Below are 11,664 nucleotides of genomic sequence, written 5' to 3'. Positions count from 1 at the left end.
GGTTCCGATAGCTCGAAACCGGAGGCTACATCCTGCTCTATAGGGATATAAAGTACTTGTCCGACTTTAAGGACAGCTCCCACACTCATGCCGTTTGCCTCAGCAATGGTGGTGGCATCAACCTGATAAACTTGAGCGAGCTGCCACAATGTTTCACCGCTAACAACGGTATGTGCCGATGCGGTGAGATTGGCAACAGAAGCAACATCAGCGGACTTGCCACCGGATTTTACCCCAGGAGACATGACCTTGTCTTTTGCCGAAGGAGCCAGGGTCGCGGGCGATTCGGGCGCATTCCGATCTGCGGCGACAGCTGAATTGCTTTGTCCGGGTAATAGGATGCTCGACGCTCCCACCGAAATTGCCAATCCAATTTTGGCGACAGAAGAACAAACCCGACGGTGTCCCTCCCCATTGGATGGTTTGATAATTCCTGCTGTTGCGTTTGCATCTGCTTCGCACTCAGGAGCGAGATTGACTTGATGCGGGAATACTCGTTTCAAAAAAACGACCTCCTAGTAACCAGTGATTAGCAGTCCCTTAGCTTGACGAGCTGATAAACCAATTCAGTGATGAAGATCACGCTTTAATGCCGATCTCGATCGCTGACGGTCAAGACGCTTAGGAAAGATTACCCTGGTTTTCCCATTTAGACAAGATTTTGTTTTGGGAAAAATCCAATTTATTTTTTCCTAAGGCAAAATGACTCTTGACTCAACTTGCCGGTAGACCCTAGCAATGGTGGTTTAGCTAGACGCTTGAAACCATTGCCGCAGACAGTCTGAAAACTGTCTGACCTAGTGCAGAATGTACGCTGTTTTCTGGTACTTAGGCAACCGTATTATTGCGGGGAGATATTTTGAGGAAATTTGCGGAGAGCGGGATCCGTACGGCTCGTACTTGAATTGCTAGATCTCTTTTGTAGAGAGGACTTACCGTCTTTTCTCTCTTCCATTTTAGCTCGGTAACACACGGAGGAAATAGGTCTGAGCTTGGGGCGTTCGCTCTATATAAATTTCTTATCGTTGAATCGAGATCGGGATACATTCGATAGCTAAATAGTTGTGCAATCTTCTCTGAGTCTGGATTAGAGCCGATTCCCTAGGGGGGATTTAAAGAAAGTATTGCTATTTCTCGAGAAATATTAACTTCTTTGGCGACTAACTAAATCAGACGATCGTCTCTTGAAAACGAATCGAAACGACCGAGCTGACGGCTAGCCTCAAACAGTCCTAAAGCCGCACTGACAGACAGATTCAAGCTGCGAACGCGTGGTTGGGTCATCGGAATAAATGTAGTGGCATCGCATTGATCGAGAACTTCTTCGGATAAGCCCGTGGTTTCGCTGCCGAAGAGCAACCAGTCATCTTCCTGAAATTGAAACTGAATATAACTACAACTTCCACGAGTGCTAAAACCAATCCAACGACCTCCTTGCTGCTGGGAAAAGGCTCGAAAAACGCTCAAGGAATCGTGATAGTGCCAGTCTACATAGGGCCAATAGTCTAAACCCGCTCGCTTCAAGTAGCGATCGCTCATTTCAAATCCCAGAGGACCGACCAAATGTAATGCAATTCCGGTAGCTGCACAGGTTCGAGCGATATTACCGGTATTTGGGGGAATTTGGGGATGAATCAACGCAATTTTTGGCATTTGACAAAATTTCTGATGAGAGAGCTGCGATCTCTCAAAAAAAGCTACTTCTCTAGATTAGAGGCTTGTGCGAGGCGCGGTCGCGAGTTCGTCCAAAAACGGCTGATGTATAGTTTTTTTTAATCATTGCCCGTTAGAGGTCATTGATTAGATATTCCGATCGGAATATGTCGATCGATTGATAAGATTGACGATTGCTATCAATCCTCTGGGGCGGTTAAATCGCTTAACCTTCTCAGTCGTGTTGGATAGTTGGTGAAATACTCTTAAAAATCTGCTCTCACCAGAGAAGTTCCGACCTCTGACGGCGGAATGCTCGCCAAAAATGTCAAAGTCCCATTTCTTTTCAATCGGACTTACGCAATGGCTCTAGATGTAGGGGCGGAGCGTAACGCAGGGAATCCCTCCGCGTATAGCCTTCTCCTTCACAGACGCTATGCGAACGGCATGACTGCGACTCGCGCCCTGCGCGAACATTGTATAGAGCGGCTTTGTGTAAGTCCTGTTCTATCGGCTTGAGAATGAAGCTAGTAGAACGACAGCACCCAGAAACCCCATAAACCTACTAGCAAAGAGGGTTTGACTGTGAATTATCCATCAACATCCTCTCAATTACACATATATATATGTATATATACGTAAGATCTCAGCAAAAGAAAGACTGACGATGTTCCCTTTTCTGGTTGCTGTAGTAGCGTTTCTATTTTTTAGGGCGCTCGATTTTCATCTGACCCACATCGACCATCATCGTGGTGTACGCCCAGCCCGGTTGGTAGAGCTGTTGCTGATTTGGCAGGTTAAACTTGTCGCTCTTGATGGGCAAATCTTCTACTTTTCTCGCAATCCACGCCCCGAAATCGTGTTGGCAGTATCAAGTCGATAGCGACAGTCAAATTTAACGATTTGATGATTTTCTTCTTGCTGTGGAAGTCTCTCAAGTCTTGTTAAGTCGCGGCAAAGGGATCGTAAAGCCCTTACAAAGATGGAGACTTGGAGAAAATCTCCAATGAGGAGCTGTTAACCTGGAGGAAGGAAGATGATGTAGTTCTGTAGAGTTGTCTATCTCCACTAAAATACTCCAAACGCAAAAACGACAAGCAGCGACTTTAAAATTTTCTTCACTCTACTGCCAATTTTGCACCGAATACGAACCTTTACCCCTCACTCTGACAGATCGATCCATACATTGCGATGTAGACTCTCAAAATTCTGATGCATAACTCGCATGTAGACGATCGCAAACCTATAGAATATATGGGGTCGATCTCGATTGTATCCGGAACCAGGGATCGCAATAACCGTATCAAGGTGTAAAGAGGCGTCTTGACATCATCCAAAATGACGGCGCGAAGTTACTCTGAGGGAGTCAGCCATGTTATCCGAATCAAGTTTTAGCGATCGAGCCATTACCGAGGAATTTTACACGGCACTATTCGATCGCTTTTATAATTCTTTTCTTCCATCGATCCAAGTCCTCTTAAATCAATGTACTTATGGGGTTGCCCCCGACCGATCTGGCGTGCGGACGCTATTTCTCATTGCCGCCAACCCACAGATTGCCACCGATTTGAAAGATCGGATCGAAATCCTTGTCGATCGCATCGCGGAGGTGATGCCGGGAATTGGCAAAGCTGCTATCTGTTTTCTGCCTGCCGACAAAGCTGCTAACGCCCAATCTCATGGAAACTGCAACGTTCCACCCTCGAAATTTATGATGGGTCAAGTGTTTCGGGTTTCACAACAATCAGAAGCTTCCGAACTTTAGAAAATTAGGGGTTCACCCTGTGAGTCAACCAGGTTCCATCTTCTTGACGTTGGTAACACCGGCGATCGTGAGGATGCGATCGTAACTGCAGGAGATCGACACCATCGGGATCGAGCAGGAGCAGACAAAACTGCGGCAATGGCTCGCTCGGATCGGGTTGCAATCCCTCAAAAGCATCAGACTCAGCGCGAGGTTGACCCGGCGGCGGCCAGGCAAAACCTTCCCGTCCGCGATCGGATAACGCTTCCCAGGCTGCACGACGCGCCTGTTGCAGTGGTATCTCCACTCGATCGCCATTCACCAAGATCAGCCGACCCGATAGGCGAAACTGCTCGCGGGTTTTCGGAAAGTACCAGCAGGCTTCTCCCCAAGTATTTCCCTCAATTTGCGCTACTTGCGCTACTTTTTGGGAGCGAGCATCCGTTACGATTTGGAGTCGATCGGAATTTTCGAGAAATCCCCGAAACACGACAGTTCGATTAGCCGGTCGTCCGTCCGTTCGAACCGTCGCCAGTTGTACGTAACGGGCGTGAGAAAGGCGGCGATTGCGATGGAGTGCCGCAGCTAGGGGCGCTCTCCAAGGAGCAACAGGCATGAGTCTGATGGAATCTAGGTGAACATCGAGAGATCGGGGAGAAAATCCGCTGTGCCATTCAACCTGCTTCTATGAACTACTCACACCAAATCAGAGATTTGAAGTGAGTTTCTGACGCTTCGACAAAGATAGTTGCTTCCACCCGCCGCAGCAAGTTGAAGTAGAGCTATCCTCTCCACGTTTGAGGATGCTCGTTCCAAGCGCCCAATTGAGCATCACCTGGGCGGCCGCCACATCTCTGTCCTGGGTGTACCCGCACTTTTCGCAGTGATGGGTGCGCTCGGATAGAGACTTTTTGCGTTGATGGCCGCAGTTGGGGCAAGTCCCAGAGGGTTTAACCTTGCGGGTCGGGACCTCCACGAACACCCCCTCGGTTTCGCTCAACTTATATTTAATCAGTCCGGTGAGGTTGCTAATCCCCACATCTAACATCGACCGATTGAGACCGCGCTTCCCATGAGATTTACCCGATTTGGTCATCCCTTTGATGTTGAGCTTTTCTGTCGCTACCAGGCTATGACTGCTGACAATCTGTGCGGCGACTTGATGGCTCCAGTCCTGACGTTGTTGGGCAATCTGACGATGCGCGTTCCTCACCCGTGCCTGGGTTCGCTTCCAGGCGCGAGAGAATTTCGTTTTCCTCCTAAGTTGTTTCTGTAACTTTGGGACACCGGAGTTTCGGTGAAATCGGGGCGCGTCGAGCTGAGTTCCATCCGAGAGTGAGAGAGCAGACAGTACCCCAAAGTCAATCCCAACTGCCCCTGTGCCGGTTTGCCGTTGCGGGACGCACTCTACGGTGATGGAGGCGTACCATTTCCCGGCCCTCAAAAACAGGGTGCAGGTTTTAGGGGTTCCCCAGGTTCGGGCTTGTCCCCGCATTCGGATGTTGTCGAGATTGGTAATCCTTAACGCGCCATGCTTGCCGTCGGTTAAAGCTTTCCAGCCAGACTTGCACGGATACGTCCATCCCGAGTAGCGTCGAATTGATTTGAACTTGGGGTAGCCTCCCAACCCTTTGAAGAACCGCTGGTAGGCAAAATCTACTCGTTTGACCGTCGCTTGCAGGGCATGGGAACCCAGTTCTTTGTATTCGGGCCAGCACTCTTTGAACTCGGGTAAAAGGTTTTGCTGGTCGTAATAAGTCACCGATTTCCCATGACGCTGGTAACTCGTGCGGCGATGTTCGATACAAGCGTTATACAAGTAAGCGTGAAGTCGCCGAAACTGGTACAACTTTTTGACCTGAGTGGCGTTGGGGTTGAGTCGATATGTGATTCGTCGAGTTACCATATTATCATTATATCTTATCAGTCTGCAACTATGAAGTACTCTCTCAATAAAGGACGAAGCTGCGTTTATAAAATCAGCCTACACTTAGTTTTCGTGACCAAATACCGCAAATGCGCCATTACCCCCGAGATGCTTGAAGTGATGGAAGAGTGCATGGGTTCTATTTGTGAAGGGATGGAGTGTCAGCTTGAGGAGTTTAACGGTGAAGCCGACCACGTACATTTACTCGTCGATCTATCGCCCAAAGTGGCTCCCTCCGTGCTGGTCAACTCCCTCAAGTCTGTATCCAGTCGCAAAATGAGGCAGCAATTTGGAAAGCACTTATCTCAGTTCTATTGGGGTAAGCCTCAATTCTGGAGTAAAGCTTACTGCGCTGTTTCGACAGGTGGCGCACCTATGCGGGTGGTGAAGCGCTATATCCAAAACCAAGATACGCCCCTAGCCCCACCAAATCATAGATTTGGAAGGGGAATGCGTGGCTAAGAAGGTTCAATCAAGAGTCGAGGGTCGAGATTGGATATTTTTCCTCCCCATCAAACTGCCGGAACGCGCTGGTATACCCGATCGACAATTTCAGCTAAACGCCGCATTCCCGTGGCTATTTCCAAGTTGGTTGCCGTCAAGCTCACCCGCAAGCACTGTTTTTTGTGAGACCAATCTTCTTGCAGTCCGGGGAAGAAGGACTCTCCGGGAACGACAATGACACCGACTTCCTTAATTTGTTGGTAGAGTTCCCAATCGGTAATCGGTAAATCTCGGAACCACAACCAGGCAAAAATTGCGCCCTCTCCCCGATGCAAAAACCAGGGAACATCTTTGGGCATCGCTTGAGCGAGGGTGTCTTCAAGGACATCGAATTTCTGCTGGTAGTGGGGGCGAATGACGTTGAGTGCAATCTCGCTTAATGCCCCCGAAGCGATCGCCCTTGCCGCGATCGCCTGTCCGTAACGAGAAGAATGAATACACAAATTCGTCTGGAACGATTGCAGCGCCTGAATCACCGGCTTTTCCCCGATCGCGATGCCGATCCGCTCTCCAGGCAAACCGGCTTTAGAAAGACTCATGCAGTGGATGGCATTCCCCCCAAAAACGGGGGTCATTGCTGTAAAGTTCAATGCCGGAAAGGGTGGCGCGTAAGCCGAATCGATTAACACCGGTACATCGAAAGCATTGGCGAGGGCGGTGATTTTGTTGACCTCTTCGTCGGTCAGGACGTTACCCGTCGGATTGCAGGGACGAGAAAAGATGACGCAGCCGGTGGTCTCGTCGATTTCCAACTGACTGAAATCCGGGCGATATTTAAACTGATGATGGAGTGGGTCTACTTCTAGGGCAGGTTTGTAAGACACCAGCGCCTCGGGCACTAGGCTCACCCCCCCATACCCGGTATAGTCGGGACTCAGGGGTAATACGATTTTTTTGAGCGTTCCATCTGAGGTGTATCCGCCAAAAGCATTGGCTGCAAAAAAGTAAATCGCTTGGCTGCCTGGGGCGATCAGGATATTGTGACTATTAAGATTTAGCCCGTATCGCTTGTTGAAATCCTCGATTACCGCATCGATTAACGGCTGATAGCCTTGACTAGAGCCGTAGCGACAGACCACTTCACCATATTCCGAACTCGATAGTAGCTCGGCGGTACAATCGCGCCACAGTTGCTCGACTTCCGGTAAAATCACCGGATTACCCGCGCTCAAGTTAATAAATTCTCGACCTCGATCGGCTTCTAGAGTTTCAATAATATCTTTCATGATTGCCCGCACCCCGGTGAGGTGGGACATTTGTTCGCCAAATCGAGTCAGATCGGGGTTCATAGCTATTTGAATCGCGTCAATGGGACAGCTGGGTGATTTTAGATCGTGTTCTACCACTGTACTCGCAAAATGACGGGGCGAGAAGTCTCCTATAATAGCGTCGTAGCAGTGCTTCTCTCAACCCAGACCTCTGCGATCTTCTCTGCTCCTTTAAGGTGGAAATTGGATCTTTACCAATGGGGTTCGCCATTGAAAACCCAGCAGAGAATCTGCATTCCCCATCGCTCTTTCCGAATCTCTAAAAATTCGGGGATCGCCCCACCGTTTTTGTTATCGGTATGGATGGCTCAACTTAACGTTAAAGAAAATAGGATATACGTATCCGACGGTTCTCAATAAGCGAGATCGAGATCGTCGCGTCCTTTAATCTTCCTGGCTCGATCGGGTCAGAAGCTACAGATTGACCAGATGGGGTTAAACTAACAAGCGAGCTATTTATTGCCTTCGAGGGTGGGAACGATGAATAAAAATCTGTTCTGGGCTGGACTGATCTGTTTGATGCTACCTTTAGCCGGATGTTCGACCACCGCCCAAGGAGATTCAGAGGCAGAAGTTCAACCTCTAATAACCGGGGCGATTCCCGATCGCGATCCCGAGAAGCTCCAGCGACTCTACGGTAAGTTGGCGGCGTATCTCGATCGAGAACTGGGCGTTCCGGTGGAATACAAACCCGTTACCGATTACGCAGCAGCGGTGGCCGCGTTTAAGGTGGGGGATTTAGATTTAGTGTGGTTTGGCGGACTGACAGGGGTACAAGCTCGCTTGCAAGTGCCCGACGCGCGGGCGATCGCCCAACGGGATATTGACGAAAAATTCACCAGCGTCTTTATTGCACGTAAAGATAGCGGTATCGAGCCGATGGAAACCATTGAAGAACTCAAACAGCTTCAGGGAAAAACCTTTACTTTTGGTAGCGAGTCTTCGACTTCGGGACGATTGATGCCCCAGCATTTCTTAGCTCAAGCGGGGATGAGTTTAGATGATTTTCAGGGAGAAGTGGGCTTTTCAGGCTCCCACGATGTCACCATTACTCTGGTTGAAGCGGGGACTTATGAAGCTGGAGCGCTCAACTCTCAAGTTTGGCAAGATCGAGTGGATGCGAACGAAGTGGATCTCGATCGAGTGCAAGTGATTTGGCAAACACCAACTTACTACGATTATCACTGGGTTACCAACCCTAACATCGAAGAGCGGTACGGGGAGGGTTTTGTTGAAAAGATACAACAAGCCTTATTCAAATTAGACCCTAGCGTCTCGGAACATCGAGAGATTCTCGAGCTGTTTGGGGCCAGAAAGTTTATTCCGACCAATAATGAAAATTACGTGGAGATTGAAGCCGTCGGACGGGAAATTGGCAAAATTCAATAGCAGGTACTGTCATAAGACTCAAACCTGGACGGTTGCACGCTGGCGGGAACGGTGTTTGATGGGATTCCGGGTTGGCGCGGGTGAAACAGCTAAATATTTGTGGAGTATCCCCACAATTTTCTCTTTTTGAATCGGTTTGCTCAGGCAGTCCGAGACCCCTAACAAGCGACCGCGCAAAGACTCGATTGTATTTCCGGTCAAAATAACGATTTCGATGGTTTGGAGTGCCGATACCCGACGAATCTGAGCGCAGAGTTCGTATCCACTGACGATGGGCATGGTTAAATCCATGAAAATCAAGTCAGGTTTTCTGTCGATGAGAAGACCTAACGCTCGCACTGAATCTTGAATGGCGAGAAACTCGTAACCGGCTTTCTGGACAATTTGCTCCATTTCCCAGCAAATTTGGTAGCTGTCATCGACACAGGCAACTAAGGGTCTTTGGCGCGCCATCGTCAGGCCACTCGTGAATTGATGGGTGGGTAGCAAGCCCGGATGTGGAAAATCTGCTAGGGAAATCAACCGAATAAAGCCTTTGCGAATTAACCCACTCAACGATCGAACGACGGTAACTTCATCTTGCTTCAGAAGATTGGCGATATCCCGAAATGTCCGTTTCCCGTTCGCGATCTTCTCCAGGCGATCGTAGGCTTGGGGAGATGTTACTTGTTTGAGTCGATCGAGATTTTGTAATTGGGGAGCAGCTTGTAGTAAAAGATAGCCGAGTTTAGCTTTTTGCCAAGCCATCCACATCTGGGATAATTTTCTTAAAATTGGCTTAATACTCAGTAATGTTAAAATTCCCATCGCTGACTGGGCTAAATCGCTACACTCTTCTTGATAAGATAAAGAGCCGCGAGCTTCATACTGGACGATGTCAAATAAAATTTCAAATAAAATTTGGGAAATAATTTCTTTTGCCTGTTCTTTCGCGATCTTTTTTCTTAAAACTAAAATATTAATAACTTGATAGTCCCATCCGTAATCAAATCCACTTTGCTCTCGCAAAACCATCATATCTAAGCTGAGATTAGGACATTGCTTCGATAGATGACGATACAAACGTCGCACGACATGATGACCGCCTGTTGCCCAAATTAAACGCCCGACGCACAAGTATAACGTCCAACTTTTTCCCGAAGGCATGTAGATTTCGATCTGACCTGTAAAAAGATTTTGTTCTTTGAGAGCTAGCTGGTGAACTAAACTTTTTTTAATGTTACTTTTTTGAATTCTCGATATCATACACGTCCACCATATAAATACTCAAACAACAACTGACAAACTTCTCGACATCAAGCGATAACTCAAGATATTTCAAAAAATCGAGAGCGTTCGATTTCAAAATAAAAAATATTTAATCTCTATTAATCTAGACTCGACAAATAGATTGGTTAAAATTTATAAGTTTTAAAATTCTTGAAAAGCAAGTTTGTATAAAAGCTTATACAAACTATATTAATACTTAGATATAATTGATGCCATCAGTAATTTTGCTGAATTTAGGCTCGATTGTTCGAGAAGATAAAAGGCTTAAATTGCTGTTATAGCAGAGAATAAAATAAAACTTTATATAAAGTAATTTTTATTGATTTTCTGTACTCTAATAAGCGAATAGAAAAAAAATAGATTCTAGACATATGCTTGGATAAGCATTTCAGGCATTCATATATAGCTATGTTTATCTATGTCTACTTACTAATTTTGGCAAAACTTAATGCTGAATTTAGGTTTGACGATCGAGAAAAATACGTTCGAGATCGATAGAAATAAATGTAAGAAATTAATACTTTAAGTTATTTTATAAATTTTTGATATTCATTGAAAATAAAAAAATCGCATAAAAATTTTATCGAGAGGGTGGCAGTGTTTCGATCGCTGCAGTCGAGCCGGCTGTGGTAGAAGGGGGAGAAGAAAGATATTTTTCAATTGCCGATAATACTTTTTCTTCCCGAATGGGTTTTGACATAAACCCAGATGCCCCATGCAATTTTGCACGAACGCGATCGACAATTCCGTCTTGACTGGTTAAGATAATAATCGGGGTTTGATGAAGTTCTGATACTCGACGTAGTTGCGTACAAAGTTCGTAACCATTCACCACCGGCATCATTAAATCTAGAAAAATCAAGTTGGGTTTACTTTCAACAACTGTAAACAATGCCCGAAGGGGATCTTGAATTTTAATCAACCGATAGCCTGATTTTTTTAGGATTTTTTGAAGCTGCCATCCAATTTGACGACTATCATCGACACAGGCAATTAAGTGTCGATTTTTAATCAAGTCTGAAGAGCGAGTGCGGACGGATTTTACAGGTGGTTGAGGACGAGGAAGATCGGGAAGTTCGACGAGACGGACTAAGCCTTTCTGAATCAAAGGAAAAAGAGAGCGAACCACTACCATTTCTTCCTTTTTCATCACATTTGCCAACTCTCGCAGCGTTCGCTTTCCATCAATTAACTTGACCAAATTTTTGTACGTACGAGGAGAGGTTTTACGTTTGAGAACTTTTAGATCGCTTAAAACTGGAGCGAGATGAAGTAAGAAAAATCCTAAGTTTGCTTTTTGCCAAGCTTTCCAATTGCCTAAGGTCTTAAGCGTTATTTTTTCAACATCTATCAATGTCAAAACACCAGTAACTGCCTCGGACAAATCTTGAAATTTATGATAATCGTAAGTTAAAAACTCGATAAACTGATGGTATTGTAAAATGTCGAATAAAACTTCAGAAACGAGCCGAAAAACAATTTCTTTTCCATCTTGTTTTGAAATGGATTGTCGGCATAGCAAAATGGTTAAAACTTGATAGTCCCATCCACATTCGCGATCGTCATCATCTCGAATTGCCAACATTTCAAATTCAATTTGAGGACATTGTTTGGAAATATGTCGGTACAATCGCCGAACGACATGCTTACCCCCTGTCGCCCAAACCAGATATCCCGCTCTGAAGTGAAGCGTCCATTGCATATCTGAGGGAGCCTGTATCAGCATTTGCCCTGTAAACTGGTTTTGTTTTTGCAGGATTAACTGTTGAATCAGACTTTTATTGGACTTTTGTTTAACATTGACCACAATATTCGCTCCACCCGTTCATTATTGACGATCTTATAACGATCCGATTATTAATTTTAAGTTTGTAGGGTTTCCCCTCACGGGAATCCGAGCTGCTATTGGT

At 46.3% G+C, this 11,664-nt stretch carries 11 protein-coding genes; 3 read left to right on the top strand and 8 right to left on the bottom strand.

Features of this window, described 5'->3' with window-relative positions:
- From IQ235_RS07615 to IQ235_RS07605, 3 genes are all read right to left on the bottom strand, one after another.
- Nucleotides 1-503: LysM peptidoglycan-binding domain-containing protein (locus IQ235_RS07615; protein ID WP_264320884.1), on the bottom strand; the 503-nt coding region annotated here is incomplete at its 3' end.
- A gap of 661 nt (nucleotides 504-1,164) precedes the next feature.
- Entirely contained in the window at nucleotides 1,165-1,653 is a 489-nt protein-coding gene (locus IQ235_RS07610; RefSeq protein WP_264320883.1) for a tRNA (cytidine(34)-2'-O)-methyltransferase, read from the bottom strand.
- Nucleotides 1,654-2,353: 700 nt separating this feature from the next.
- Nucleotides 2,354-2,476, bottom strand: coding sequence for a hypothetical protein (locus IQ235_RS07605; protein WP_264320882.1), 123 nt, complete (start codon nucleotides 2,474-2,476; stop codon nucleotides 2,354-2,356).
- A 549-nt stretch (nucleotides 2,477-3,025) separates the two neighbouring features.
- On the opposite strand from IQ235_RS07605, the gene IQ235_RS07600 reads away from it, so the two are divergent.
- Nucleotides 3,026-3,418, top strand: a complete 393-nt coding sequence (locus IQ235_RS07600; RefSeq protein ID WP_264320881.1) for a hypothetical protein — start codon at nucleotides 3,026-3,028, stop codon at nucleotides 3,416-3,418.
- A 4-nt stretch (nucleotides 3,419-3,422) separates the two neighbouring features.
- Here IQ235_RS07600 and IQ235_RS07595 read toward each other — a convergent pair whose 3' ends face one another.
- Both IQ235_RS07595 and IQ235_RS07590 read right to left on the bottom strand, forming a co-directional pair.
- Nucleotides 3,423-4,013, bottom strand: coding sequence for an Npun_F5749 family FMN-dependent PPOX-type flavoprotein (locus tag IQ235_RS07595; protein WP_264320880.1), 591 nt, complete (start codon nucleotides 4,011-4,013; stop codon nucleotides 3,423-3,425).
- Between the two features lie 90 nt (nucleotides 4,014-4,103).
- Nucleotides 4,104-5,303, bottom strand: a complete 1,200-nt coding sequence (locus tag IQ235_RS07590; RefSeq protein WP_264320879.1) for an RNA-guided endonuclease InsQ/TnpB family protein — start codon at nucleotides 5,301-5,303, stop codon at nucleotides 4,104-4,106.
- Between the two features lie 30 nt (nucleotides 5,304-5,333).
- Here IQ235_RS07590 and tnpA point away from each other — a divergent pair, with 30 nt between their 5' ends.
- Nucleotides 5,334-5,786 carry an IS200/IS605 family transposase gene (gene tnpA, locus IQ235_RS07585; protein WP_264320878.1) on the top strand — a complete coding sequence of 151 codons (453 nt, stop codon included), beginning with the start codon at nucleotides 5,334-5,336 and terminating at the stop codon, nucleotides 5,784-5,786.
- 50 nt (nucleotides 5,787-5,836) lie between these two features.
- Here the strand turns inward: tnpA and IQ235_RS07580 are convergent, their stop codons facing one another.
- Nucleotides 5,837-7,117 (bottom strand): valine--pyruvate transaminase, encoded by a 1,281-nt coding sequence (locus IQ235_RS07580; protein ID WP_264320877.1) that lies wholly within the window; start codon nucleotides 7,115-7,117, stop codon nucleotides 5,837-5,839.
- A gap of 459 nt (nucleotides 7,118-7,576) precedes the next feature.
- Here IQ235_RS07580 and IQ235_RS07575 point away from each other — a divergent pair, with 459 nt between their 5' ends.
- The gene (locus tag IQ235_RS07575; protein ID WP_264320876.1) at nucleotides 7,577-8,485 is read left to right on the top strand and encodes a putative selenate ABC transporter substrate-binding protein; all 909 of its coding nucleotides are present in this window, start codon (nucleotides 7,577-7,579) and stop codon (nucleotides 8,483-8,485) included.
- Between the two features lie 18 nt (nucleotides 8,486-8,503).
- On the opposite strand, the gene IQ235_RS07570 is transcribed toward IQ235_RS07575, so the two are convergent.
- Both IQ235_RS07570 and IQ235_RS07565 read right to left on the bottom strand, forming a co-directional pair.
- Nucleotides 8,504-9,631 (bottom strand): response regulator, encoded by a 1,128-nt coding sequence (locus IQ235_RS07570; protein WP_264320875.1) that lies wholly within the window; start codon nucleotides 9,629-9,631, stop codon nucleotides 8,504-8,506.
- Between the two features lie 703 nt (nucleotides 9,632-10,334).
- Nucleotides 10,335-11,561, bottom strand: a complete 1,227-nt coding sequence (locus IQ235_RS07565; RefSeq protein ID WP_264320874.1) for a response regulator — start codon at nucleotides 11,559-11,561, stop codon at nucleotides 10,335-10,337.
- Nucleotides 11,562-11,664: the final 103 nt, after the last annotated feature.

Source organism: Zarconia navalis LEGE 11467 (genome assembly GCF_015207075.1).
Classification (GTDB): Bacteria; Cyanobacteriota; Cyanobacteriia; order Cyanobacteriales; family Geitlerinemataceae; genus Zarconia; species Zarconia navalis.
This window is presented reverse-complemented; position numbering and strand designations above follow the sequence as displayed.

Coding starts and splice junctions, on each gene's coding strand:
- IQ235_RS07590 (WP_264320879.1), bottom strand. CDS start 5,303: ATGGTAACTCGACGAATCACATATCGACTCAACCCCAACGCCACTCAG.
- IQ235_RS07595 (WP_264320880.1), bottom strand. CDS start 4,013: ATGCCTGTTGCTCCTTGGAGAGCGCCCCTAGCTGCGGCACTCCATCGC.
- IQ235_RS07570 (WP_264320875.1), bottom strand. CDS start 9,631: ATGCCTTCGGGAAAAAGTTGGACGTTATACTTGTGCGTCGGGCGTTTA.
- tnpA (WP_264320878.1), top strand. CDS start 5,334: ATGAAGTACTCTCTCAATAAAGGACGAAGCTGCGTTTATAAAATCAGC.
- IQ235_RS07610 (WP_264320883.1), bottom strand. CDS start 1,653: ATGCCAAAAATTGCGTTGATTCATCCCCAAATTCCCCCAAATACCGGT.
- IQ235_RS07600 (WP_264320881.1), top strand. CDS start 3,026: ATGTTATCCGAATCAAGTTTTAGCGATCGAGCCATTACCGAGGAATTT.
- IQ235_RS07575 (WP_264320876.1), top strand. CDS start 7,577: ATGAATAAAAATCTGTTCTGGGCTGGACTGATCTGTTTGATGCTACCT.
- IQ235_RS07580 (WP_264320877.1), bottom strand. CDS start 7,117: ATGAACCCCGATCTGACTCGATTTGGCGAACAAATGTCCCACCTCACC.